Source organism: Paenibacillus polymyxa M1 (assembly GCF_000237325.1).
GTDB classification, from domain to species: domain Bacteria; phylum Bacillota; class Bacilli; order Paenibacillales; family Paenibacillaceae; genus Paenibacillus; species Paenibacillus polymyxa_C.
In genome coordinates, this window is the sequence record NC_017543.1 from 215,814 (window position 1) to 241,664 (window position 25,851).

Below are 25,851 nucleotides of genomic sequence, written 5' to 3' on the forward strand. Positions count from 1 at the left end.
AGGAGAGATTCAATTTGTTTGACGAAATGAGAAACTTAATATTTTTTGCATTTGGTTTATCTCTTATTGGAATGATTATATTTATTTATCCTACTTTGGAGAAGGCACTAACAAATCCAGCTTATACAGTTGTATCTAATGAGCAAACTACTTTAGTAAAAAAAAATGATCAAAGAAAAGAATCTTCAACACAAATTATTAAGTCTGAAAATAAAACAGAAGCCAATTCAGCTCAATTGCCTAAATCAGTACTCGATCCATTTTTTAAAATCATTAGAGTACTTGGGGTTGGAATTTTGTTACTCAGTATTGTAGCTGTTTGTATCTGGTTTATGAAAACATTCTGGTCAGTTGAAAGGTTTAGTGGGAATAATATTGGGTCATCAAGATATATCTCAAATGTATCCGAAGAGGATAAAGAACCGGAAACTGCATCTATCGCTGAATCTCTTGAAAAAATGATATCTGTCTCACCACCAAGTCCAGTTGAACCTATTCATAGATTAAACAACACAAAGGCTACTAAATCCGTTAACGAAGATATTATCAAGCGAACTATTCGTGATAATGACCAAAAGAAAAATGGGGAAGATGAGAAGACGACAGAGTTGGTTAGTCGTGTTATCCACTTCTAATCACTATTTCTACTTTACTTTTAAATAAGCATTGGTTTTTTATGAGTTACACAGGAGGCCAATATGTACTTTATACGTTTTTTTTGGCATACAATCAAACTAATTATACTGTATTTATTTATCACGCTAATTATTCCGTCTTTACTCAATGTGGTAATACCACAACAATTAGAGAAAGATGGCAGTATATCAGTTGTTAATGATCATCTTAGTACTTCAAAAGTTTCGACTGAATCAGAACAAAGTAAAGTATCAAACCAAAATATATTTAAAGCAATGCAATCACTTATAGATTTCATATTACATTTCTTAAAACCACTTCTTTTCTTTGGTATACTTGCCAGTTTCACTTTGAATTTCTTTAGGTTTATGCTCTGGTTTTATAATGATAGATTAGTGGGTAGGGAGTCTAGGGGATTAGGACTTAGAGTTCCAGTATTACGGCGGCCTCCTTTCGCTAGAACTCAACACCATGATCAAAACGAGCAAAGACAACCTTCAGTTGCTGACGCCTTAGATAACCTAATTCAGTCCCACTCAAACGGATATCTAAGTATCAATGAAACCTGTACCGAACAACCAGATATCAATTTAAATAAGAATGAGATAATTAATGAGAAGAACTTTTTTAGAACCATTCGTGATCTTGAACCGGCAGCAATACCAGATAATGATTCGGAGAGAGAATCGTCAGCTTTTAAACGAGTAATTCGATTATAAAAACAGGGATATGAACTGCTTTACACCTCTAAGGTTAATGATAAGGCTGTTCATGCTAATTGAGAATATATTTCCTAACTGGTATAATAATAAAATAAGTTTGAAATGTTGGGGTTCTGGCATGCGCCAATGAACCAAATTAGAAAAGCGCTTCTCGAAGTGAAGGAATAAACTATGGCCACAAGCCTTTGTTTACTTTCGTTCTCTGCGAGAAGCGTTTTTGCGTTTCAAAAAGGATATACATTTAAGGAATTTTTAAAGAACTTTATAATTCAGATATGGGAGGAATTACAGCGTTTAAAAGTACCTAATGTGGTGAAAGCTCCATTTTTAAGAGAATTAATGTAACAGGTTATCATGTTCCTATATCTCACCACACATGTATCTGTGTGTAATATGTTAAGAGAGTGGAGGTAGAAAAAATGAATGAAGAAACACTTCTACACGCAGCCAAACGGACACACGGTCTTGTAACTTGTCAGTCTCCAGGTTGTATTGATGGTTATAATGATGGAGAAAAATGTGATATATGTTGGGGTACTGGATTAGTCTCAGCAGGAGAGCCAGGATCAGAAGAGTATGAAGTATATAAGACTGAGAAGTAACTAAAGAACGACTAAAGCTATTTTTAGAAATAATGAAATGTATTCGAATAAATAGCTATATCTAGTTCAACAAAATCTTTTAGAAGCCCCTGATTAGCGGGGCTTTTACTATTTATATCTCTGTTTCATCATTCTTTTCTCTTAACATGATTGTTTCTCGAATCTTGTTTATAGGTATCTCATTATGATATAATATAAAAATATATACGAAACTTATTAAGGTTCTGGCAGGCGCCTAAAGAACCATTTAACTAAAAGCGTTTCTCCAAGATTATGATCTACCTTAGGGTGAATTATGCCTTTGTGCGATTATATTCTGGGAGAAGCGCTTTTTTGCGTTTCGTTCACAACCCATAATATCAAGGAAAGTAGGAGTCGTATGGCAATTAAAAGAGTTGGTAAAAACATCAATCTTGAAATTTTGATTCAACATGGTTTTAGTTTTGGTATGGCTGATTGGGTTCAAGCGAAAATAGGAAAACATTATGAGGAATGCAATCGTTACGAGGTAATATTTGAAACCGACCAAATGGATACTCTTAGTACTGTTCTATATTTTAATGAAAGCTGCACGATATTAATTGGAATTGATGAAGTAGTTGTAGATAAAAATAATCATAATCTTAAGTTTGATTTTGAAACTACACCCTGCTGGGTTAAATTGCAACAAGCAATGAAATCTATTGAAGCAGGTGTGAACTGTACCTGAAGGTTTACGACTTTGGAATAGATATAACTTCTTCATAGCTGAACTTCAATTCGTTCTTTCTTCTAATACCATTCTTATAATTCCCCTTAATATTTCCCTTAATAAATCTCAGCTTTCATTAATCAAGTATCCAGTGATAAAAGGAGAATATCAAGATGACGATAACCAATTTTATTTTTCCATCTTTACACCCAGTAACTAAAGACGATATTATCCCTAATTCAGAACATTTGGTTCTTGCTCAATCATTAGGCGAAGCCTTGAATCTGCTGCTGGATATCATATGTTCTAAAGATCATGGGCAGAACTTCTACTATATAGTTGGAGAAGGAAATTTTTATATTTTTGCAGAGAAAGATCTGGCTAAAACAAGAAGGCTAAATAAAGAAGAAAAATATGTGATTGCAATTGAACTTGGTGGTTACACCGAATATCGTGTTGAGGTATACAGAGGAGTAACGTATACATCAGATATTAACGCTGCCTCAGCGTATTTCCCTGGGCAGTTACCTGTTATTGGTGAATACGAGTATCTTGTCCCAGTTACTGAAGAAGAGCACTTGTATCAAAAAGTGAAAGAAGCAACATCATAAAACCCTGGTTCTTCAAAAGAGAGGATATTACGCATTAGAAATTCGAGGGCCCGTAGGAACCCTGATCAGATCATTGATGCAAACTGGTGATTTTTACTATAACAATCGAGCGATTACATTATTAATGTTAACCTTAAAGGTATTCTATTCTTATTGGTCGTGGCATGACTTAGTGTCTATTTAAGAATAAAGCACTTCTTTCTAGTTTGTTTAACCAGCTCACGTTGAAGTTCCCGTGTAAGGTTGAATCTAGTTTAGAAGTGCTTTTTAGCGTGCAATTATAACAAAAGCCCTAGGAGGAATCTTAATGAATAAAAGCACATTGAAATTAGATTGGAACCATCATTTAGCTACTGGAGTTAAAGCTTCTCCATCTAAAATCTGCTTTATTTTTCCGTTAACTGATCTTTTAAAAAACATAAAGAGCTTGCTACGTGAAACTATAGGGATTGAAGCAGAATTGTATGCGGAAAAATGCTCTAATAATGAGCTAGCACTATTTTTGAATGCACCTCATCGTGCTGTTGAGAAAGATGGGAAAATACGTTCTCTTTTTGAAATGGTAAGAGACTATTACGAAAATATTGATTTTGCGATTGAATTTGCAGTTGATATCATTGCAAATTTATTTGGAACAAGCCGTTTACATATAGAGACGGTTAATTTTACTCCTGATGAGACTGCAGTCAATATAACACTAACGACTACACCTAAAGAACGCTATTTTATTATCGTTCATCCATCAAATGGGTATTATCAGCGTGTATTTCGTCATCGTTCGAATGACATACGAGAAAACGTAATTATTGATCTATGGGACGATAAACAAGAGTGTGTAGAAGTTTGGAGGCATGAATCATTGGAAGTACCAAAGAGGATTTATGATTACTTAATGAAACACTCAGGTAAAAGATCTTACAAACAACATGCTGCTAATATTATAAACAGTTATCTGAAAGGAAGAGACTACAAGTACTTTATGAATAATAATCCTAGCTCAGATCAGTATCAGTATATTTATGTAGCTCCACCGTTTCAAAAGGATAAAAAAGGATACGCAATAGTTGATGAAATGAATGGCGAAACTATTAATTTAAACCTTGATTCTCTAGAAAGTGATTACTCAGAAATCTCTGAAGGAGAATATGTTGGTATTTTAGCGTTGCTAAAATTTGGTCAAGGGTCGTTGGTTAGTTTAAATTAATTCATACGAATAAAAACCCGAATAGAGGATCGTGCGAGAGAAGATCCGCACAAAAGGAAAAGCATTAAAGCGAATGAACAGATAAAGAATAAATGGGTCCTTTTCATCTCACATGGGAAGGTAAAAGGACCTTTTATTTTTCCTATAGTACTCTTTTCAAGCTAAAGTCACAAATGATTTCATTTGAAAATTATAGGCACTCCGTGCCTGAGTGCCGGAGTTAACATAAAAGACAGAAGGCTTAGTGCTCTTTTGAGATCTTACTTATGAAACTTACATTTATCCATCCTGATATTGAAATAGGTATACCTGCAGATAGATAAGTTAGTTCATTTAACTTAACTTAACTTAATTATAAAGAAGATAATGCAATTAACTCGAAGTAGCCAATTTATGAGGAAAACCCACGTTTACACATTTTCAATTATGTGTAGCTAATATATCGCTACATTACGTCTGTAAGGCTTGTTGTGTTTTATTAGCTGCACTTTTTTGTGCTTTCACAACCCATTTGTCTACTAAATCATTTTGAGGAGAGTTTAAATGCAAAATAATGCTGTGCGTACTAATAAAAATAATCTCGATCCAGATATCTATGCGTGGATCAAAAATTTGTACGGTATAGAGCCTATAACAGGTCCGTCTATGTTTTTAATTCCGCCAGAACGACAAAACCGCGAGGAACTAATAAGAAATTTGTATCTATTACATGAAGAAGCAATTCAAGAAACGATTCGTAGTAAGTCGCATGCTAATGATGTAGAAGTGTTAGCTGCCTTGCTTATACAGATAGCTATTTCTAAAACGATGGATATGGATGAAGTAAGAGCGCTTGCTTTGGAAGCGATCGATGCTTACCATATGTTCAACATCCAGTCTTTAAGAAGACTAAAGTGGATATTGAAAATCGAAGTTAACGATAGTCGAACTCAAACAATCTACTTAGATGAGAAACCAACTGAAGTAAGTCTCTATGAGGTCGTGACGGAAGCGTTATATGCTTCGGACGCTGACCTACCTAAGAACTGTAATTATTTTTGGATAGAGCCAGATGAATATCGTATTCGAAATATGAAAACAAATTCTTTTAAGTTTAATTTTAGAATGATCGAGGATGATGTGACCAAATATGGTGTTGTATGCGTCTCGAGAGGATATGAAGAATAAGATTTATGAAAACTTGAAGAGCTCAGGTGCGGGACTTGTTATTAAACACGGTTTAGACAAATACATTCCTACATCAGAACTAATTAAACTGAGATTTCATTTTTTACATCCATGACAATAAGCGAGTTAAACACTCGCTTGTTGGAAATCCTTTTTTGCTAAATAAAAAATAAATAATCTCAGCAAATTCATAAGATGGAGTACTAATACACTTTAACGAAAGTGACTTAATTGCCTTTAGGCTGAATGTCTAAAGACTGAGGGGTCTTTTTCGCTAAGGTGTATTTCTTTGCGCCTTACACATAACCCATTAAAGTTAGAGGAGGATTCACATTATGAAAGAAAGCATAAAAAGGCTGTATAAAATTAAGAATCGTTTATATATTGAAGCTAAATACTTGGCCACATTCGGATTTAATATAGGTCAGGCTATCAAGTACGAAATTGATAAAACTAATAAAAAAATCACAGTTGTTCCTACCCAAAACGCAAGAAAGCATGTTGCTAAAACCACTCAAAAATCGGGAATGAGTGTTCCTGTCATAGATATAAAAGCGGAAGAGGTTAAAGATTTTTTCTCCAAACAACAAAAAATCGAGGTAGAAATTCAGCAAGGGAAAATTGTATTTACAGTATTAGAATCCACTTTAGAAGCTACTAATGTTATTGATTTCGAGGCAGCAAAGAGTCTAAAACTCATAATGCAAAAAAAACAGTACCTTGTTAATCTCGAGGAATTCGGAAAAGTCGTTAACTACCAGCAGATAGATTTACTCGATCTACTTCATGCTGAGAAGAATGACATTCAAGATTCTATGAGTGGGCAAGCTAGCTTAAAGATTAAAGAAAAAGCAATTAGAATGATGAGTCTGTTCAGCGGTTGTGGCTCCATTGATAAAGCATTCATAGAGGAAAATTATAATATAATTTTTGCGAATGATCGATTTGTAAGCAGAGCATTAAGGGATAACCACATACAGACATATCGCAACAATATTGGTGATCATATCATTATGCGTGATGTTATGGAATTCACTAAGGAGGATATCCCTGAAGTTGACTTCTTAGCAGCTGGTATACCTTGTGTTGATTTTAGTAATTTGAATGTAATCAAAAATTTTAGAGATGAGGAGTCTATGCAACATCCATTAGTCGAACAGACTCTTAATATAATTAACTGGAGCAAGTGTAAGGGTTTTTTAATCGAAAATGTAGAGCGATTTCTTACTGTAAAAGGTGGGATTATGATAAAAAGATTTAAAGAGCGATTAAACAAGTTCAATATAATCACTCGTGTGATTGATGCTACTTCACTAGGGTCTCCTCAGAAACGCAAAAGAGCCTTTATTCTGGGCCTACAGGGGGCAGACCCTAATTTAGATATACCTCACCTTGCACAACTAACTACAGTAGGTGATGCATTTAAGAATATTGAAGGTAAACCACAACAAGACATGTACTTTACACCTACAACTAAAACGCTTGAGCGTATGAAACATGTTCCACAAGGAGGAAACATTAACTCAGTTCCCATTGAGCTGCGTTCTAAAAAGAAAAAATTTTCAAATTTCTGTCAACGTCTTGATTTAAATGGCTATGCGCCAACGATAACTCATGTTCAGGATGAAGTATTCATTCATCCTCTTTTGAATCGATATTTAACAGTACGAGAAACTGCTAGATTATTTAGTCTACCAGACGATTTTATATTTAGCGGACCACTGACAAGCATATTTGAAATGCTAAAAAATTGTGTTGATTTTAAAGTATCACTATTTTTAGCCAGAACCATTAGGAAGCAACTGACACCTTTGCTGCACTCATAATCGATTTATCTTTATTATCTTTTTCTTAAGATTGGATATCAAAAAGGAGCGAGCAGTTATATAATTACTCGCTCCTTTTTGAATTTGATTCTCCTTCTCGAACTATCTCCCTCTTGTTATGATCTTTATGAAAGGAGAAGGAGATAATGAATATACGAAACTTTTTTTCAAGTATTAAGTTCACTAACATGAACCGAATTTTCATTCTTTTGATTGTTATTATCTTATATTTCATGGCGATGGTTTTGCACGACGGGTACACTGCCCACATTGATTTCAGTTACATATGGAGCTCACTGATTATTTTTGGATTTTGGGGCATTCTAATTACCCTGGCTGGATTCATAGGTTGGAATACACTACATTGGTGTTGTGTACCAGCTTACCTAATTTGCATGATCATATCTATTCTTGAACAACCTTTTCTTAGAGCTGGTATGCCTTATGTTTGTATCATAATGTCTTCAATAATATTAAGTTTTTTTGTAGGAATCTTTCTTCAGATAGGAAAAAATATCATAAATCGTTTTACAACGTCTAGACAATCATTTGAAGTATCGTCATTTGCAAGTAGAACAAGCTTAAAAGTAAAGTATTTTAAGAAAATATTTATAGAATTACCATCCTCAAAAGATCATCTAGCATACCATCAGACGTTGTTATTTTGCTTAATTATTGATATTTCGAGCAATATTGCTTTTGTATACAATCATTCTGAAACAACCTTTTTGATCGATATATTTCATTGTATTTTCCTCACAATCGTCATAGGGACGATAGGGTACAAAGGGTGGAAAACGATCTATACAGGGGGACTTATTGGTATTGTTATGGATGGTATGGTTACAATCACCAATTCATTCTTTTTTTCTAATCCTATGAAAAGCCTTTTAAGATATTTAGAATATTTACTATATAATGGGTTAGGAGCTTCAACAATGAAGATCATTTGGCTAATAGGTATTAATTGGTTTGTTGTCTTTGGTATAGTAATTGGGTCTTTTGTGAAGATCATATATAATACCAAACGGCTTTATAAAAGATGATAATTTGCGTATGAAAAAAGCCCTATTTACTCTCATAACGAGTTAAATAGGGCTTTTGTTTAAAAGCTATTAATCATTTGCCGGATATCCAAGTTGGTCTAGCCACTCATGGATTAAAAACATTGTGTCACTTGAAATTGTCCACGCTTTAACAGCTTTATTTAGGGTGAACCCTTCAAACCTGTTCATCCTAAACTTTAGGCTATATCCACGAAATGTTTTAATAGAATAGCTTGCTACGAGTTGGCCGTACTTGGTGAAATCATAACGGGCATCATAGAACTCAATTATGTCTGTCTCTAAAGAAAGCTGTTTAGTATTATGTTTGCCTATTTTTACAATGCGAACATTAAATTTTGTACCATCTGATTCACAAGGGAAGATAAGTTCTTGAAGAGGTGTTTTTATTTCAAGCTTTTCTTTTTTTTGAGGATTATTTACATGTTTTCTTCCAATCATTTCCCTCAAAGCCGTAGGTCCTTCAGACCAATACATTTGGATTGAACTTGCTATATAAAAGCATACATCCGGATTATATTTTACGTCTTCTATGTCCCAAAAATTAATTATTCCGAACTGATCATAAAAGGTTATTTCATCGTTCAAGATAATTATCCCTTTCAAATGTTTACTCTCTAGTAACTCAGAAATGAGTGTAGAAGCCACTTGTTTTTCATTTGCCTCCATTTCCGAATCATATTGGCTGAATGAAAATATTCCACATATAAGGGCCTGTTCTAAGAATTTTAACAATCGAGGAAGGTATAGCTCTCTATTATGATAAGAATCTCGCCTTGCACTTTCTAAAATCAAATCAGCGTACTTAAATATATGCTTGTGAGACTGAAAGTAACCTCTTTTAAAAGCAGTTGATAGTACTTGTATTAATGTCTTTGTTTTTTCAATCTCCAATGGTTTTTCAATTTTCATAATGACACTCCTTTTTATCTTTTCATCTTTCTTGCTACTAATGAAACGACAAAAAACCGTCCTCAGGTTCTATCCACGGAAGTGGGAATGCCAAAAAAGGCAATAGAACACCAAAGACGGTGTATGTTGAAGATCCATTAAGCTCACGTCGCATGACAAAGCTCAAAGCAAAAAAATGTATAGATTTATTATATCGAATTATAAGTGTATAGTTAAGAATTAATTTTGGTATGTCTGATTGACTTTTTCAACCAAGATAAGCATAATTAAAATAAAATTATTGAAACGATCAGGGGAGCACCTTGAAGTAACCATTAGCTGGTTATTTCAGGGTGCTCTTTTTCTCGTTTCCGGACTACCTGCCAAAAGGAGATTGGAGATGAAACAAGAAGTGTCACTGCATAGAGAAGCTAGATTCATTGGGTTATCAATGATTCTCAGCTTGGTTATTGGATCAGGTGCTGCAATGATGCACATGGAATTCGGAATATTGTCTTCAATATTAATTGTTCCTTTTGTAGGATCAACTATTTTTGTCTATATGACAATACTGTCTAAGTGTAAACACAAGGGGACTAATCATTTTGCTTTAATGCTCATAATGATTATCTTTTTCTTTGTGTTGACTATCCTTATTAGTTAGATGCGTTCGGAGAAAAAGAACTAATATCTACTAATCTCTCCTGAGATTATTTCGGTCTTATGGGGATACAAAAAGCTGTAGCTTTAAAGGGAAGAAAAGCATGGGAGTTCCAATCAGATCAATTACCAATAAGCCGTCCATCCTTGAAACTAAAACCTAGGCAATTCGAGCCATTTTAAAGAAGACTAGAATTGCCTTTTTAAGAGTTAATCAGTTCTCTGGTTTAACTCATTTTCTACAATCGTTCGTATTTGTTGTATAGCGAGTAATTCGTCTTCATCAAGAAAATATACTTTGTCATGATCTTTTATTGCTGCGTTCATTCGAGAGACCTTGTCTAACGATTTCGTTATGATTTGATCTATCTCAATACATATGCCGCGTAGCCTTTGCTCAGAAGTCGACTTTAACCATTTTTCTAAGTGCTCTGGATGGTTCGACCAATCAGAACTAATTAAATTTCGAATTAAACTACGATCATCATCTTTCATAAGAACCTCCATATAATATTTTTATAAAATAACACTTACATTTTAACATTCTCATTATTACCCCTAAAAATTGAAATCATTTTTTTCTCATCACTGAAAATTTAGACTGTATCCATTACAAGATTGACTGTACACTTAGAACTTACGATAATAGAAAGAGGAGAAAAATAAAAACTCTCGGATCAAGGGAAGCACCCTTTTTCGGCATGATGCCGTAAAGGGTGCTTTGTCGTTATATTATATAAAATTACATTTTTGATAAATATAATCATGAATAATTCTATAATAATAATTGCTCTTAACCAAAGAGTAATTGGGGGGAGCACACACATGATTTTTGACGAAATTATTGAATTATACGAAATAGAAATCGATTACCTAAACGAGTATTACTCCTCAACCAGTTTAAGTTCCTATCTTAGTGATCTAAAGTGGATTAATGAAGAACTTGAAAGAGTAAAAAAGATAGATTCTTTACATAAAAAAACACAAATACAAACGCTCGAAGAGCTAAAGAAAAGTGTTAGCAAGCGTATTAAAATGTGTCTTAAAAGTCAAACAAACAATGTTATATTAGACCTTCATATTTGTATAACTGAATTGAAGGCATTCCAAAAACAGTCATCAGATGTTTCAGTATCATCATTACCGTTCCAGATGAATTAGATAGACTGTAATGAAATTATAAATTCAACTTTAAGAAGCACTGGTGACAAGCTTGAACTGTCACTGTGCTACTAATTTCTTGTTTTTAAATATACAATAGTAGGAGAGATGTCTGGGTTGGAGGGTGAACAATTAAAGATGAAAGTTATCCGAAATACATTAAGACAAGAAGCGCTCAATTTGATTCCGCTATATACAAGCTTGAAAAAAATGAACTTAAGTATGGATGATATAGATAAGCAACTTGCTCCTAAGACTCAAAAATGTGCTAGAAAATTTGTGAGACATAAGACAATGCAGCTCAAACTAGAATTTACTTATATTGGGCAAGAGTATAATCAGTTGGGCCGACAAATAAATGAAGAAGAACGTAACAACATCAAAATTGACGAGCAAAAATATTTACAATATTCAATCATTGAGCTTGAATACAAAATACTTGAAAAAGCTTTAGAAATAAAAAAAGTACAAAATCGTAATGTCCCAGACACGCCCATCGAAACTAATTTAATCGAGCATGGATTATTTTCGGCTGGCTCTCACTCAAAAAAAGTAATGCGAACAAAATATTCCACTGGCGTAGTCCAGCAGACACGAAACGGTTTCCGACGACTCACCTATGAGAATTCGGCTGGGGTTTTTCTAGGAACATTTGATGCTCGAGTTTTAGCGGGTTTAACAAAATTGTATTTTGAAAAAGGCATGCAACAACAATTTTCGTTTAATTTTAATGAACTTGCTAAAGAAATGGATACTATTCCTTCTGGGAAAGAGTATATGGAACTTTACGAAAGTCTTGTGAATATTTCTCGTACCCAGATTATTATGGAGGAATACTACTTACCAGGTAATAAAGTCCGACAAAGAACAAGTATGTATCATCCGATCGATACCCTTACATTTGTTTTAAGAGAAGGTGAAGAAGTAGGAAGAGAACGGGCTGCGACTGTGTCCTTTCATAATTTGATTCACCAGTCCCTTCAACAAGGGAATTTTCTGACTATGAATGTCGTACTTTTCAATGATTTTTTGAAACCGACTACCAAGATCTTATATGTAAATATGATTAATTCTGCTGCTCAAAATATAACATCTTATAGTGTAGAGACTCTTACCCAACATCTTAACCTCCAGACAGCAAATCGATCATTACTTGTTAGTAATTTATTAGAAGCTTTTGAAGAATTAAAAAATATGGATGTCATTAACTCCTATGATATCGTTTACGGACAAAGAAAAAGCGTACAATTCATAAATTTTGTGCCAGGAGATTTGCTACAAATTCAATCACAAACGCTTCAGGGTAAGTTTGATTTAATTCTTACTCATGATGAAAGACCATAACCACACTAAGCCAAATGAGTGTGGTTTTTCTTTTTTTATTGGAACTATCATTCTAAACATTTAAAAAATACATTATCCAGACTTAAAGTATATACTGAACCCCTGACAAATGTCCAAACCCCTAAAAAGTCTATACTCAACCCCCAAAATATTGAGTCACTTCAAAATAAAATTGATAAATTGCTAATAGAAATGGACAAATTCAAACTATATACTGAACCCCCACACAAATAATATACTGAACCCCGATAGCCAAAATATTTGTTAAGTGTTATTGTAAAAATATATTATCCACAATGGTAAATTAGACCTTTCGACAAATTATCCACAGTGGATAAATAGAAAAGAGCCCTTTTAAAAAAGGACTCTCTTATGTGGATATATGTGCTACCAACACACATATCCTCAAATCATATACGGAGATCACCGGCAACCACCAGATCTCGCTTTTTAAGCTTTAGCTTTCTGTTCCCTTTATTTAAAAGGGATGCAGGAGGCCTGCTTTCATGCTGTCTTCTATACCTGTATTTTAACAAATCCTATTCTTTAAGTCTACATAAACTACTACGTTTGAAAGGGGGTTCACCTAAATGCAGACACTTATTTTAGCGAATAAATTAGGACTTGAAGATAACCATTCTACCTATCCTGTTAAGGTTACATCTTTATTTTTATCACATCTGTTTGATATAAATATGAACTTTAAGAGTCGAGTAAAGTTTTCGTTTCGAGTTGGCGGTACTTTGCGTCTAAAAGATCATGTGACACAAGCAGATCTGCAACTTCTCTTTATTCTCTTTAGATGCTGTAATGCTTATGGGTATATAGAACTTTCAAACCGTAAAGCAATATATCGCCAGCTAGAGAGGGAATTCGAGGTTCCTATCAGTGAAAGTCAATTTTATGCCTCATTAGAAAAGTTCATTCACCATAAACTTATTGTGTCTGAAGTTGCCTCTGATGGATCAATTCGTCATAAACTTAATTATTTTATGAATGAGAAAACGAACAAAATTGGGCACTATGTCTTATTTCATCCTTTTGTCTTTACTCGTACCTTTCACCAGTTAACCCTTGCAGAAAAGAAACTGATTATTTCTGCTTATGCACAGACTAGTGGTAATCCCAATAAAGTTATTTCTCGGAATTTAAAACAGCACAACGGAAGTTTTAAACACGCACAATTTGCGGGTCTATTTGAGTTTTTGCATAAAAGCCAGAAGAGTCACATTTTAGAGGTTCTGAACAATTTGAAATCCCTCTCCCTTCCAATTGAAACACAGAAGGAAAGTGCTCTTTTCGATGATATAAAACTGTTAAAAGGGAAATCTGGCTTTAAGGCACAACTGAAATTCAATCGAGATTTTCTTATTTCTGTTGCTGAAGAGGAACCACAAAAATATTATCGACCTATTGACGCGTGTACTCTCTATCCTAAATTTTATTCCCTTTTAAAAAGGGAAGCTGCATACTACGGGATCGGAGAAGTGTTATCAGATCGTTCTGATGCGAACCGGCTCGTAAAAATTCTTAGAAATGTGAATGTTAGGCTAATTAGACATGCATTTTATCAACTTAGTAGCTATGTGACTATGAAAGGATTGCCACGTAAACCGGAGTTTATTATTAAAGAAAGCATTGAGACAAAATTCAATGAGATGCTCGATCAAGTCATAATCAAAACTGGTGCTGAGGAATTTATACGTTGGCCTGAAACAAAGAAAGAAGGTATTATGGAGCGTAAGTGGCGTTTTTCTCATGCTGCTTTAAAGAGTAAAATAGGAATAAGGAAGCTGCGTACGCGGCTGCTAGATGCTGTTAAGAATCTTAATCTTGCCTATCCCATATTACCGTGGCAAATTTCCGATTATAGTGGGGGTGAAAGCACGTATCAAGCTTCTGAACTACGAAAATATCTTAATATAGATAGTATTAAAGAGAAGGCACTTAAGTTAAAAGTTGATCCGTATTATTATGGTGATTTAGAGTATAATGCCTTCCTAGCCATCCGTACTGAAGATCCGAGGTCTGTGGAAAAATGGATGCATGGGGAGTTACATAGATTACCTGTTTTACCTGGCAAACGTCTAATCCCATACAACTTCAGATTGGAAAAATTCCTCTTTAATGAATAAGAATCCTTTCAGCTCTCAAAATTCTATTTTTTGAGGGTTCTTCGTTTTTGTCAATTTCTCCTTCCTAGATTTTTATATCCGCTCAATGTATGTTTTACCTTTAAATAAACATAATTAATTATACACATTTTTTTATATAACTAAAAAAACTCACTATATCGTTTTTTAAAATCATAAAATTTCAAGTTATTCTTTGTATATTGTTAGTGGATTATTATGTTCTCCTTTTAAAAAAAAGTAAAAGATGTTGAGAGGAAATTTTTACTGTCCGCTTATCATACAAAATCAAATTAATAAATAAGATAACTTGTGGATAATGTTAATTCTATAAATATAAAAAAAGACTTGGTTTTTTATATCTTAGGTTATGCCAAAGCTTGATTTATTTTTCCACAACGGAGTTTTTAATTTGATTTTTTATTCTCTAAAAGCTCTTAAAACCTTACAGGTACTAGGTTTTGGAGCCAATAAACTCTATAGTATCGTTTTTCTTTTTTTAGAAACTAAAATATGTTTTTAGAGACCTATTAGAACCTCCAAAATACATCACCTACGTCGATGCTGAGACTATTGAAGATTAACAAACAGAGGAGAGTAATTTAGTTCTTCTGTTCTAACACGACAAAAAGCCCCTACCTGTTCAACTAGATGAGGGCTAAGTTATGCAGGACTATGGTTTAACCAGTTAGTGGAAGTGACGCTGATCGAGGTAATAGCTTGTCTGGATCGTCACCGAAAATCAATCGATAGATCTGGTTCATCCTTCGCAAGCGGCCACGAAGCAAATCACGCAGAGATTGCATGCTGCGAATAGCACACAGCCTTACAATTATTACACCGCACAGCGAACAGACCCCGGCGACGGGATCTGTTTTCTATGTCCGAGAATAAAAACATCCGTTGGTCATGACATGCGGTGGATGGGGTAATCCTTTCCGGATGCGCCACTCAATTACCCTTGAGATATTGGATGATTAGTTTTTTATCCAAGGAATATTCATCTGAAATAATTTTCAAATAACTGAGCTTTCTTCACAATTTTAAAACAAACAACCCCGTCCGAAAGTATGTTATATGGCCGCGAACTATGGCCTTCCCGGATTTACGTATCAACACCTGAAATACGTATCCAGTATGCTTATTAGGGAGCCGAAGTCTCTTCGGCACAGGCTTCATACCCGCTGATCCTTGCGAATCCCGGAACGGCTCTTCCAAGTTCCTCCACACGTCGCAAGCCAAAAATCTCGCGAGTCACGGATATATCGTGGCAGTGATCGACCACACTTACAATACATTTGCAACCGAGTTTCCGGACGGTCGAATCACGACCAGCACAACCAACAACTTATTCTCGCCCGACCATGATTACCGGGCGGAAAGCGAAAATTGCGACAAGTTGGGAAAAGTTTTAACAGATTACAAGTCATTTAAAAGGGAGGATTGATCTCGGTCATGTCGGGGTGTTCGGTCATTCCATCAGCGGATCGACGGCCTTTGACACTTCTTACGATCCACGAATTGCCGGAAAGAGCGAACTCCGTTATCAATGCCTTTATGCTGTATTTCTTCGAGATGTATCTGAAAAACCAAGGTGGAATCTTAATGAAAGGACCGGATAGCCGCTTTCCGGAGGTGAAGTTCGTAACCTCGCTATTCTAAAAAATTAATATTCATATCATATATTTCCTATGGAATAATGGGTTAGCTTATTTACGAATTATCTTTTATATTTTTTTAAATATACTTTTCTTTACAAGAAGATAGGGTTTATGAAATAATGAATTTTGAAATCTTTATATATCTATCTAAGGGAAGCACCCTTGAACGAAAACATCCCACATCTGTGGGATATTCTGTCGTTCAAGGGTGCTTTTTATTTTGGGAGGAGCTCAACAATGAAACAGATCCAACAAAGACAATTTCTTCACAACATGTATTTTTACAATCGTATGTTCAATTTTGAGGTGTACACCTTGCTACAATCTATGATTAATTGCAACTCAAGTATCCTTGTACATGGCCGTAAAGGTTCTGGTGGAGATGAATTACTTAAAACCTTATTTGATGCCAAAAGCAATTCTGTCTCAACATTGTATTTAGGTCCTGATTCCATTAAAAGTTTATATCCTCGTCGAAAAATCATGGAGATCAACAGCTCTGATTTCGATGCTATGAATGTCTCACCTCTCGATTTCATTGGTTCGACTGCAGCTGTGATTAATGGACTAACAGCATCTAATATTAATTTATTTTTGTATATGTGTTCTACCGGACATGGCTTGGCTTCATTAGAAGGAGAGACATTAAACTTTGCCCTGGACGAGGTTGCAGAGCTTTTAGAAAATAGTTCAAGAAGCATGGAGTCAATTGGTACAATTGACTATGTGTTAACAGTTGAGGCTCACAAGTTAGTGTCCATTTCTGAAGTTATTTCAAAAGACGGTAAACACACACTTCAACCATTCGCAGAATTTGTTGGGGGTAATGAATATAGTTTTTACCCGTGTGTTACAACATCCAAAATTGACAAAATGAGATTAGAAAATTTCGAAGAGGCTGAACGGTTCATACAATCGATTCAAACCTACTCTTCAAACTCATAACTGAAATAACTAAAGAATGCCAGTAGCTTCAGGCTGCTGGCATTCTAGTAGTATATATTTTATGAGAAAAGAAGAAATAAACTGAATATTATCTTCACAAACCATTTGAGTTGATATTCTTAATTTTTATCAATATTAAGCGAGAATACTCCCATCCTCTGTAGGTGGGGGATGAATCGCTCTTCTTTGTCACTATATCGAACGTATGTGCTATAATATCTATATCTTACATGAAAGGAGGTTGTGTGGCATGTTGCATCATAAAGCATTTAAGTACCGCATCTATCCAAATAAGGCACAACATGCCCTTATTCAGCAGATGTTTGGCTGTTGTCGCTTTGTGTTTAATCACTTTTTGCATTTGTGGAATGACACGTATGCGGCGACAGGCAAAGGCTTATCCTACAACTCCTGTGCTACACAACTTCCTGCACTGAAAAAGGATCGTCCTTGGCTCAAGGACGTGGATAGTATTGCGTTGCAATCGGCTGTTCGAAACGTAGCAGATAGCTTTGATCGTTTCTTCAAAAAGCAGAATCAGGCTCCACGTTACAAAAGCCGTAAGCATCCTGTGCAAAGTTATACGACCAAATACACCAATGGCAATATTGCCGTGAATAATAACCAAATCAAGCTTCCTAAGCTTGGTTGGCTTCGCTTTGCCAATTCAAGAACATTGGAAGGACGCATTCTCTCTGCAACCATGCGAAGAAATGCGGCAGGGAAGTATTTCGTCTCCATTGTTTGTGAAGTCGAGATCCAGCCTTTGCCGCAAGCCAACAAGCACATTGGCGTTGATCTTGGCCTCAAAGAGTTTGCGGTTTGTTCGGATGGTTTGCGTATTGCCAACCCAAAAGTCTTTCGTAAACATGAACAAAAACTAGCATTTTGGCAACGAAGGATGGCTCGCCGCAACAAAGGCGGCTCCAATTGGCAAAAAGCCAAGCAGAAGGTTGCCTGCATTCATGAAAAGATTGCCAATGTTCGCCATGATTTTTTGCATCAACTCACCACGAAGCTGATTCGTGAGAACCAAACGATTAGCATTGAACACTTGCGAGTTGCCAATATGATGAAAAATCATAAGCTGGCAAAATCCATTGCGGATGCGTCCTGGAGTGAATTTCAACGCCAGCTTACTTATAAATCAGAATGGCACGGACGCACATTGAAAGTAGCCGACACCTTTGCTCCGACGAGTCAAACATGCCATGTGTGCGGCTTCGTACATAAAGAAGTCAAAAATCTCAAGGTGCGACAGTGGGAATGTCCTTCTTGTAAAACGCTACATGATCGGGACGAAAATGCCGCTCATAATATAAAAAAGGTTGCGGTGTAAACTACAACCTCTGAACTGTGGGAACCACAGGGATCGCTTGGTCAACTTCGAACCACTAGGTTCGACTACCCAAGAATCCCCCACTTCAAGCATTAGCTAAGTGGTGGGAGTGTTCAACATATATTCTTGTAGCTCTTTTGGAGGCATTAATCCCGAATCTTTTTGCTCAATAGCAGAGTTTAGCATGTAATTGTTCGTGCGTCCCAGTTCATAAACCCTTTCATAAGCTTCATGTACGGCATCCATCCATTTATCTACAAATTCTTTTGGAATAGAAAAGATTTTAAGATCCAGTTTACTTAGTGCAGAATTTATAGTATCTGCTTTTACTACCGGGAGCCATAAGCCCTGGTCATGGAAATAAGAAGAGAGTTCGATACTTTGGATATCCCCACCTGTACTAATAAACTCGATATTATCAAGTAACGTTATAGATGGGGCCAATGCTAACCAGATTCCGTCCCCATATCTTTCACGCCAACTAAGCATAGACCAATTATTTTCTGCGATTAAATCATTTATATTCGGCAATTTAAATGCGCCCTTTCAATCAGTTTTTTTATATAAATATCAGTGCTTTATTTTCTAAAGAATAGCCATAGTTGTTATTGAAAAGATAAATCCGAAACATGAACTAATTCATAGTATTCGGAGTTTACGAAGAGGTCTTCAGGGGAAATTCCACTTGAACTAATATTTGCTACAGACTTTTTGGCTTCGAATTCGCTAAGTTCCTTAGTCGTCTCCGGTAGTTTAAAAAGAAGAACTAAAAATTTCTTTAAATTTGGTTTATAGAGTGTAGTTGAATCCACACATACATCAATACTTTCTCTAAAGCCGGTCGATACCTCTGCATAGAGCAGGTTAGTTTCATAATCAAGGCTCAAAGCTAAAAACTTCTGGCTAGGAGAAAAATTAGCTGGATCGGAAACCACCGAATAAAATACACGCTTTAATAAAGAAATAGCTTCCTCAAATTCTAATGATTCAATTACTTTATTTTTAAAATGCGGTGAACCAGCTTTTTTTAATTCTGAATAAAGATCTTGAATATTTCTTTGTAGCATCCTGTATTCCTCCAATATAAAATTCAGTCCATAGACTAGTGCAATTATAAACGGCATGTTTTAAATCGAGAAACAAAGACATTGAGGACTGAACTTTAGATCAGATAACTGTCTTAGGGAAGAGGAACTTTATTCGCAGAACTTTTTCTAAAGCTGGTTAAATACATCATTATTTAATAGAGTATTTTCTTCTATGATAATGCAAGACTCTTTAAAGAGAGTCAAAATATTAGTCTCTATGTCCACTGTTATTTATGACTAAGTGTTTATAAGGATTATCATTTTAGAACGAAAGTCCAATTCTTTTCTCTGTAATTCTTTTTTAGTAACAAGATATCCCTTTAAGATATTAATTAACTGATAGATAATGGGATACTACTCGATATTGTCATAATCATATATAATAAGCAGAAATATTTAAATGCATACTAAAATTACACCGGAAGCACCGGGAACAAACCTTATTTAAGGTTTGTTCCCGGTGTTTTTTTGCATGAAGAAAAGGAGGGAATAGTAACTGATCATGCACGCACCATCTAATTTACACAGAGCAATTCAAACCTGATTTTTAAGCAGGGTAAAAGAAAGGAGACTTTTTTTTGGAAATAAACATGCAGCAGGAAGATGAACAAGAATCAATGACTCCGATAAAAGCTCTATATCGGAAATACTGGGTTGATAATCGTGAACGAATCATGGAAATATATCGTATCTATTTTCATACCATATTCGTTTCCATACTCATGGTTGTGAACGTGGTTACTGCTTACTCTGCAACTATCATATATTTTGCACAATGGAATCATAAGGAGGGTAGTATTGAATCCTTCTTAACCTTGTTTTTTCCTTATCCGCCTCATTTTATGACAGGCATATTAAGTATACCTTTCGTTGAATTAGACGCACATCTGGTATCGTGGTTCTTAGTATTTCTTAACCTTCCATTATTGACGTGGCTTTACTCTACAATTACTCAACCAATTAAGAGAGGATATAAAACCTACATTGATTGGAGAAGTAGGAAGGGACGAATATTTTCAGCTCTACTAAATGGAGTATCTTTAGTAGCACACTATTGTGCAATTTTTGCTTGGTATGTTGAACATTACATGTTTGATTTCTTTAATGGTATTCGATCAGATGCACCCTATCTTGTCGTTAAATCCATGGCTAGTTTCGGTTATTTACTTATGTGCGTTCCGGTATTCATTTGTTTGACAGGTGGATACCTACTTATGAAGCAATTTCATATGAACGAAGATTTAAGAAAAATGTTCTTCAAGTGGGAGTTTGGGCTTTTGGCCAGTCAATCATTTTCATTACGTTCAAACAGGGCTGACGTAATTATTGGTTGGGAAAAAGCAACAAACAAACCGATTGTTTTAGTAGAAAGCGCCCGTTTTCTCCATGAATTAGTAAACGGGGCGACTGGTACGGGTAAAACGTCAACAACTATCTTAATAAGAATTGTACAAGATTTAATACGTATTGCACGAGGGAAGAAGATAGGTATTTGTGTACTAGAACCAAAAGGGGACCTGATTCGTGATGTACTTAAGTTGTGTGATAAACTCGGTATCCCAAAAAGCAAGATAAAAGTTGTTGATCCAACTGATTTAATACACTCCACAAAATTCAATCCTTTTATAGGCCCGATGGAGGTGGCAGCTGAAACATTCCGGGGTGTCCTGGATGCTTTGGCTGGGGATCAAGATGAATTTTTCAAAGGTCAGCAATCGGAAACGGCAGCCTTGTACACTATGCTTGGAAAAATCCGTCATGGTAATTTGTTTTCAATTGTTCATATGCAAAGAATGTATAGTGATCCAAGATATCTTGCTAACATGACTGAAGAAGTGCGATCATGGATCACTAAAAATTTAGAAAACTCATCACTTTCACAGGAAACTCAAGTTTTATTGGACCGATATGAGAGAGTATGTTCCTATTTTGAAAATGAGGTTATTGAATATAAAACCTACAGGGATAAAGAACAAAGAATTATGCCCGTTTTATACCCTGATGGTCACAAGTATGAGGGATTGCAAGTAGTTGATAATAAAAAAGACAAGTTTATTACAGGAGCAAAAAAGTATGTCAACGACATATGCATGAATGCTATGCTATCTCAACTTATGATTGCAAACGAGGGTGAAGAAGTGCTGGATATTGACAAGTTCCTTGCCGAAGGAGGAGTCCTTCTTGTTAATACAGCACTTGGAGAATTAGAAGAGTTAAGTATGAGTTTTGGCCAATTCTTTATTCGTCAGTTCCAATCTAGCGTTTTTAGAAGACCGCCAGAAGATTCTTTTTTCAAACGCATTCCGATTTTTTTTACTATAGACGAATTCCCACTTTATATTAACGAGGCATTTGTGCGTTTGCTGACGCTGGGACGCACCTATTTAGTCGGAACCTTGATTGCAATACAGTCATTAGGGCAGCTTGAATCTGTTGTTCGTGGGTACGAGCGAACGATCATGTCCAATGCTTCTAATAAGACAGTTTTTGGACGTGGAGAGGTTACTGATGATGAACTGTTCAGTAAACTGTTTGGGGAAGAACCTGAAGTCGAGGAGAGTTTGAATGAATCTGTAACACCAATCAGCATGCCTAATCCCACTGTTGGGTACAGATATAACACGGCACGCCAACTTACACCTCGATTTACCCCTACAGAGATTAGAGAACAAGAATTTAAAAATTTTATAGTTCAAATGGTAGGTGAAGATGGTTCATTACAAGTTCCTGTTCAAGCATATGGAAAATTTATTGACGAAACGAAATTCTTAAAGCGATTTATAAAAATTGGTGAAGCTGAATTAGAAACAAGTAAATATAAATCCTTAGGAAGTCCAATGAAGTGGATTCAAAAACTTGCTATCGATACAGCAGATAAAATTAAACCCTTGGATATATTGGACAAAAAACAAGAAAAAGTTGAGTCGACAGAATTGGAGGAAACTACTGAAGAGCAAAAGGAAACATCAGATCTTATAGAGGAGGAAATAGTAACACCCATGAAGTCTCCGCAAAATAATGCTCTTCCTATCCGAACTGAAGAAACCACAGAGGTGGTGAAAATTGATTACAGTAACAGTAAAGTAGAAGAACCACCTGTAAAAGTAGATCTGCTTAAGGACCAAAGCGACGAAGTTAAAGATGGCGAAAAGTGGATCATTGAAATGCCAGCTCCTCCAGATCCTAGTGATGCGTTAGAGCAGAAAGAAACAGATTTCTTCTTTTATGAGGGGCTAAACCCAGAATCAATAAATTCTAATTCTTATAAAGAGACTGTTCTTAAGGATGATATCATAGAATATTCGGAACCTAATAAAGAGACCGGTTCAGCAATTGAAGAATTAGTTCGTGAAGTATCTGGGGAAACGAGTTTTGTTAATAACAATCAAATAGCTCAGCAAAAAAATCAAAAAGCAATGGAAGAATGGAACATATTTGATTTGGTTGCAAGTGATGTTGAACTACCCGTATCAGGGGAGTCCGATGAAAATTCATTTTTTACTACACAGAACATTCAGACTACTGATGATACAACTCGAGAAAGTGCCTCTTACCAATCTTCATCGGCTAAATCTCAAGAACAAACCTTTGCAAATTCAAAGGTAAATAATCTATTGGATGTTGAAACAGACGACCTGTAGTTGACAATTAGTTTAGAACTAAATAATATATGTTTTAGATAGACGACGCATACGAAACAAAAAGAGGGAGCACCTCTAGGGAACGGGCTAATAGCCCGTCCTTAGAGGTGCTCTTTTTCGTCTGATTTGAAATTTTAAAATAGCAGAAGGAAGGTGCCTCAATTGGCAGCAAGACTAGGAATTGATAATATGGAAGAATATGAAGGATTAAACAATGAGGAAGTAGCTTGGTCAAAACTTCGAGATGCAAAAAATCGCAAGCGTGTCTTATTCGCTCGAGCCGTTGGTTTAGAAGATGTAGCTTTCGGTAGTCTCTCGATGCCATGTCTAAAACTGAACTTTGAAGGTATTTTTGGTTATCTCCCTCAAAACAAAATCGATAATTATGAATTCAAAGGTTTACACAATTTTTTAGGTAAAACCTTTGAATTTGTAGTTGAAGAACTTATCACGGAAGAAAGTAATAAGACAGGGACGTTTGTTGCAAATAGAATTGAAGCACTGAGAATTCTGGCTAATCGATTCTGGAATAAGGCCCAAACTGACCGAATTTACGAGGCATTTATACGTGGTATTGACCCTTATAACTTATACCTACTTGTTGAGGGCGTTGCTGTTAGAATGCATCGTACAGAAGTAGATTACAGCCTTTATGAGGATCTAAGAGAGATTTTTAACATTGGGGATAGCATCGAGGTTAAGATTACAACGCTTGAGAAACCTGAAGAAGGTATTTCTGATGGATTTTTGGAGGTAAGTGCACGAATTCTTAATAAAGACCCATGGGATAATATCATCAATTATAAAGAAAAAAGTTTCTATTTGGGGAAATTGACTAGGATTCGCCCTGATCTGGGCTTTTTTATCGAGTTGGAGCCAGGACTCTCAGTTTTATGTAATGTTCCACCTGGAGCACATGGAAAGAAGTTTAAAAAGGGCGATGAGCTTGAAGTCAAAATTAGCACCATTGATAAAGAAGAACGTCGAATCCGTGGTTTAATAATACTTCCTCGAAATAGAATTGGGGCATCTAGTAAGAACTTTAGAAATAGTGTTTTACGTCGGGGAGCTAGTAGAGGTTAATCGTGTCTCAAGAGCTTCTTAAGTTTGAAGATGAATTTACAGGTGGTACATTAGAATCAGCGGAGAGATCTACATCGCTGATTCTAACGCCACCCATGGCAAAAGAAAATCCATATATAGATTCGTTATGCCCCAACGACATTATGGATTACTTGTTGCCTAACGGTGAGTTGTTTGGATTATTTTCAGACCCATATGCTACCATGTTTTATCACAAACCGGCAGAGGGAATACGTAATGGCCGGTTCTGGCTTGAGGAGAGGATTGAAGACGGAACATTCACCGAACGTGAGATTCGATTGCTTGATTTTCTTTCGAACGTTCGTATAGCGACACGAAGCCAAATCCGGAGAGCCGTATTCAAGGAGTCTGACGAAGACAGAGTGGTTGTAGATTTTTTGAAGAAGTGTCGACGAACAGGTGTGCTTTGTGCTTTCAGTTGGGTAACACCTTTGAAAGATCAAAGGAAAAAACCTCTTGTATATGCTTTAACACGAGTTGGTGCAGATGCTGCTGAAATCATTCTTAAACGTAAATTTACAGACGATTTTTGGTTTCAACCAATCGAGATACCTGCTGGTCGTGGACCGGAAATGACACCACTTTTTCAGGATCTGGTCTCGGCCGAAATTCACTGTGAATTAACTCGAATTGATCGTCTTATTTCATGGCAGCGAAATCCGTTAGTTCGATTGAAGAATGGCCAGATCCACCATCCCACATCAACATTTCAAGTTATAAAAGACGCTGGGGAGATGCGTACTTTCTGGGTTGAAACTGTTCGAATAGGTAAAGACTGGGTAAGCAAAGTCAAAAACCGATTCCAAAAAACCCAAAATGCAATACAATATGTTAATGAATTTCAAAAGCCAGCTCGTGTTATTGTAGTTGCTGATGGGGATTCTAGAATACCGTATTTGGCCGAATTAGCTCGAGAGTTTATGCCGAGTGTGGAAGTTCGATTTACTACTGACGAGCGGCTGCTCCAAGGACTTGGTAAGCAGACCTTTGTAATATGGGATAATACTGGAAAGTGTCTTAAAGCACAATCTATAGGGTTTCTCCAGCCTAATTCTGAAGGTATGACTGCATCAGAATATCTAGCCTCACAAATGATGGTGCCTGATGACGATGAATTTGAAGAGTAAAAATAAGGGAATACCTTGGATTACCGTGGTATTCCCTTTATTGATAAGGAAGTGTGAAGTTCCCGTATAATATATTAATTGATTTTTAAGACTAATCAGTATTCTCTTCATTATTAAGTTAAATCTATTTTGAAGCGTAAGAAAGGAAATAAAAGTGGGGTATAAAAAAGGGCGAAGAATGCTGCAAAGTTGAGATTACTGGGATTCTTTTGTCCTCCAAATGAAGCATAGAAAG

The 25,851-nt window shown here is 35.7% G+C and carries 22 protein-coding genes and 1 pseudogene; 19 read left to right on the forward strand and 4 right to left on the reverse strand.

Annotation, left to right across the window (positions count from 1 at the left end; translation table 11 throughout):
- The first annotated feature begins 14 nt into the window (after positions 1 to 14).
- From PPM_RS27240 to PPM_RS27280, 9 genes are all read left to right on the forward strand, one after another.
- Positions 15 to 635, forward strand: coding sequence for a hypothetical protein (locus PPM_RS27240; protein ID WP_014600206.1), 621 nt, complete (start codon positions 15 to 17; stop codon positions 633 to 635).
- Positions 636 to 698: 63 nt separating this feature from the next.
- Positions 699 to 1,355 (forward strand): hypothetical protein, encoded by a 657-nt coding sequence (locus tag PPM_RS27245; RefSeq protein WP_014600207.1) that lies wholly within the window; start codon positions 699 to 701, stop codon positions 1,353 to 1,355.
- Between the two features lie 422 nt (positions 1,356 to 1,777).
- Complete coding sequence (locus PPM_RS27250) at positions 1,778 to 1,960, forward strand: hypothetical protein (RefSeq protein ID WP_014600209.1); 183 nt, start codon at positions 1,778 to 1,780, stop codon at positions 1,958 to 1,960.
- 379 nt (positions 1,961 to 2,339) lie between these two features.
- Positions 2,340 to 2,669, forward strand: a complete 330-nt coding sequence (locus PPM_RS27255) for a hypothetical protein (RefSeq protein ID WP_014600210.1) — start codon at positions 2,340 to 2,342, stop codon at positions 2,667 to 2,669.
- A gap of 155 nt (positions 2,670 to 2,824) precedes the next feature.
- Positions 2,825 to 3,262, forward strand: a complete 438-nt coding sequence (locus tag PPM_RS27260; RefSeq protein WP_014600211.1) for a hypothetical protein — start codon at positions 2,825 to 2,827, stop codon at positions 3,260 to 3,262.
- A 307-nt stretch (positions 3,263 to 3,569) separates the two neighbouring features.
- Positions 3,570 to 4,466, forward strand: a complete 897-nt coding sequence (locus PPM_RS27265) for a hypothetical protein (RefSeq protein ID WP_014600212.1) — start codon at positions 3,570 to 3,572, stop codon at positions 4,464 to 4,466.
- A 543-nt stretch (positions 4,467 to 5,009) separates the two neighbouring features.
- Positions 5,010 to 5,633 (forward strand): hypothetical protein, encoded by a 624-nt coding sequence (locus tag PPM_RS27270; RefSeq protein WP_014600213.1) that lies wholly within the window; start codon positions 5,010 to 5,012, stop codon positions 5,631 to 5,633.
- 335 nt (positions 5,634 to 5,968) lie between these two features.
- Complete coding sequence (locus tag PPM_RS27275) at positions 5,969 to 7,459, forward strand: DNA cytosine methyltransferase (protein WP_014600214.1); 1,491 nt, start codon at positions 5,969 to 5,971, stop codon at positions 7,457 to 7,459.
- A 146-nt stretch (positions 7,460 to 7,605) separates the two neighbouring features.
- The gene (locus PPM_RS27280) at positions 7,606 to 8,505 is read left to right on the forward strand and encodes a hypothetical protein (protein WP_014600215.1); all 900 of its coding nucleotides are present in this window, start codon (positions 7,606 to 7,608) and stop codon (positions 8,503 to 8,505) included.
- A 69-nt stretch (positions 8,506 to 8,574) separates the two neighbouring features.
- Here the strand turns inward: PPM_RS27280 and PPM_RS27285 are convergent, their stop codons facing one another.
- Positions 8,575 to 9,435: a hypothetical protein gene (locus PPM_RS27285; RefSeq protein WP_014600216.1), complete on the reverse strand. Its 861-nt coding sequence runs from the start codon at positions 9,433 to 9,435 to the stop codon at positions 8,575 to 8,577.
- A 379-nt stretch (positions 9,436 to 9,814) separates the two neighbouring features.
- Here PPM_RS27285 and PPM_RS27290 point away from each other — a divergent pair, with 379 nt between their 5' ends.
- The gene (locus PPM_RS27290) at positions 9,815 to 10,078 is read left to right on the forward strand and encodes a hypothetical protein (protein WP_025675997.1); all 264 of its coding nucleotides are present in this window, start codon (positions 9,815 to 9,817) and stop codon (positions 10,076 to 10,078) included.
- Between the two features lie 206 nt (positions 10,079 to 10,284).
- Here PPM_RS27290 and PPM_RS27295 read toward each other — a convergent pair whose 3' ends face one another.
- Positions 10,285 to 10,569 carry a hypothetical protein gene (locus tag PPM_RS27295; RefSeq protein WP_014600217.1) on the reverse strand — a complete coding sequence of 95 codons (285 nt, stop codon included), beginning with the start codon at positions 10,567 to 10,569 and terminating at the stop codon, positions 10,285 to 10,287.
- A 330-nt stretch (positions 10,570 to 10,899) separates the two neighbouring features.
- Between PPM_RS27295 and PPM_RS27300 the strand changes: the two genes are divergently transcribed.
- The 6 genes and pseudogenes from PPM_RS27300 to tnpB all read left to right on the forward strand — a co-directional run bounded on the left by PPM_RS27300 (position 10,900) and on the right by tnpB (position 18,656).
- Positions 10,900 to 11,235, forward strand: a complete 336-nt coding sequence (locus tag PPM_RS27300) for a hypothetical protein (RefSeq protein ID WP_014600218.1) — start codon at positions 10,900 to 10,902, stop codon at positions 11,233 to 11,235.
- 117 nt (positions 11,236 to 11,352) lie between these two features.
- Positions 11,353 to 12,579 (forward strand): hypothetical protein, encoded by a 1,227-nt coding sequence (locus PPM_RS27305; protein WP_025675998.1) that lies wholly within the window; start codon positions 11,353 to 11,355, stop codon positions 12,577 to 12,579.
- A gap of 590 nt (positions 12,580 to 13,169) precedes the next feature.
- Positions 13,170 to 14,714, forward strand: coding sequence for a hypothetical protein (locus tag PPM_RS27310; RefSeq protein ID WP_014600220.1), 1,545 nt, complete (start codon positions 13,170 to 13,172; stop codon positions 14,712 to 14,714).
- Between the two features lie 1,071 nt (positions 14,715 to 15,785).
- Positions 15,786 to 16,373 (forward strand): annotated as a pseudogene (locus tag PPM_RS28985) (hypothetical protein); the annotation flags it as partial.
- 236 nt (positions 16,374 to 16,609) lie between these two features.
- Positions 16,610 to 17,317, forward strand: a complete 708-nt coding sequence (locus PPM_RS27320) for a hypothetical protein (protein ID WP_014600222.1) — start codon at positions 16,610 to 16,612, stop codon at positions 17,315 to 17,317.
- Positions 17,318 to 17,567: 250 nt separating this feature from the next.
- Positions 17,568 to 18,656, forward strand: a complete 1,089-nt coding sequence (gene tnpB, locus PPM_RS27325) for an IS200/IS605 family element RNA-guided endonuclease TnpB (protein WP_014600223.1) — start codon at positions 17,568 to 17,570, stop codon at positions 18,654 to 18,656.
- 96 nt (positions 18,657 to 18,752) lie between these two features.
- On the opposite strand, the gene PPM_RS28135 is transcribed toward tnpB, so the two are convergent.
- Both PPM_RS28135 and PPM_RS27335 read right to left on the reverse strand, forming a co-directional pair.
- Complete coding sequence (locus PPM_RS28135) at positions 18,753 to 19,187, reverse strand: hypothetical protein (RefSeq protein ID WP_014600224.1); 435 nt, start codon at positions 19,185 to 19,187, stop codon at positions 18,753 to 18,755.
- 74 nt (positions 19,188 to 19,261) lie between these two features.
- On the reverse strand, positions 19,262 to 19,723 hold the full coding sequence (locus PPM_RS27335) for a hypothetical protein (RefSeq protein WP_014600225.1): 462 nt from the start codon (positions 19,721 to 19,723) through the stop codon (positions 19,262 to 19,264).
- A gap of 599 nt (positions 19,724 to 20,322) precedes the next feature.
- Here PPM_RS27335 and PPM_RS27340 point away from each other — a divergent pair.
- The 3 genes from PPM_RS27340 (at position 20,323) to PPM_RS27350 (ending at position 25,616) form a co-directional block, all read left to right on the forward strand.
- Complete coding sequence (locus PPM_RS27340; RefSeq protein WP_014600226.1) at positions 20,323 to 23,385, forward strand: TraM recognition domain-containing protein; 3,063 nt, start codon at positions 20,323 to 20,325, stop codon at positions 23,383 to 23,385.
- 153 nt (positions 23,386 to 23,538) lie between these two features.
- A complete protein-coding gene (locus PPM_RS27345) occupies positions 23,539 to 24,468 on the forward strand; it encodes a 30S ribosomal protein S1 (RefSeq protein WP_419185398.1) in 930 nt (309 codons plus the stop codon).
- Between the two features lie 2 nt (positions 24,469 to 24,470).
- Positions 24,471 to 25,616, forward strand: a complete 1,146-nt coding sequence (locus PPM_RS27350; protein ID WP_014600228.1) for a replication-relaxation family protein — start codon at positions 24,471 to 24,473, stop codon at positions 25,614 to 25,616.
- The last annotated feature ends 235 nt before the right edge of the window (positions 25,617 to 25,851 follow it).

Excerpts from the sequence above, each read along its gene's own strand:
- PPM_RS27245 (WP_014600207.1), top strand. The coding sequence starts at position 699 with ATGTACTTTATACGTTTTTTTTGGCATACAATCAAACTAATTATACTG.
- PPM_RS27250 (WP_014600209.1), top strand. The coding sequence starts at position 1,778 with ATGAATGAAGAAACACTTCTACACGCAGCCAAACGGACACACGGTCTT.
- PPM_RS27255 (WP_014600210.1), top strand. The coding sequence starts at position 2,340 with ATGGCAATTAAAAGAGTTGGTAAAAACATCAATCTTGAAATTTTGATT.
- PPM_RS27260 (WP_014600211.1), top strand. The coding sequence starts at position 2,825 with ATGACGATAACCAATTTTATTTTTCCATCTTTACACCCAGTAACTAAA.
- PPM_RS27265 (WP_014600212.1), top strand. The coding sequence starts at position 3,570 with ATGAATAAAAGCACATTGAAATTAGATTGGAACCATCATTTAGCTACT.
- PPM_RS27270 (WP_014600213.1), top strand. The coding sequence starts at position 5,010 with ATGCAAAATAATGCTGTGCGTACTAATAAAAATAATCTCGATCCAGAT.
- PPM_RS27275 (WP_014600214.1), top strand. The coding sequence starts at position 5,969 with ATGAAAGAAAGCATAAAAAGGCTGTATAAAATTAAGAATCGTTTATAT.
- PPM_RS27280 (WP_014600215.1), top strand. The coding sequence starts at position 7,606 with ATGAATATACGAAACTTTTTTTCAAGTATTAAGTTCACTAACATGAAC.
- PPM_RS27285 (WP_014600216.1), bottom strand. The coding sequence starts at position 9,435 with ATGAAAATTGAAAAACCATTGGAGATTGAAAAAACAAAGACATTAATA.
- PPM_RS27290 (WP_025675997.1), top strand. The coding sequence starts at position 9,815 with ATGAAACAAGAAGTGTCACTGCATAGAGAAGCTAGATTCATTGGGTTA.
- PPM_RS27295 (WP_014600217.1), bottom strand. The coding sequence starts at position 10,569 with ATGAAAGATGATGATCGTAGTTTAATTCGAAATTTAATTAGTTCTGAT.
- PPM_RS27300 (WP_014600218.1), top strand. The coding sequence starts at position 10,900 with ATGATTTTTGACGAAATTATTGAATTATACGAAATAGAAATCGATTAC.
- PPM_RS27310 (WP_014600220.1), top strand. The coding sequence starts at position 13,170 with ATGCAGACACTTATTTTAGCGAATAAATTAGGACTTGAAGATAACCAT.
- PPM_RS27320 (WP_014600222.1), top strand. The coding sequence starts at position 16,610 with ATGAAACAGATCCAACAAAGACAATTTCTTCACAACATGTATTTTTAC.
- tnpB (WP_014600223.1), top strand. The coding sequence starts at position 17,568 with ATGTTGCATCATAAAGCATTTAAGTACCGCATCTATCCAAATAAGGCA.
- PPM_RS27335 (WP_014600225.1), bottom strand. The coding sequence starts at position 19,723 with ATGCTACAAAGAAATATTCAAGATCTTTATTCAGAATTAAAAAAAGCT.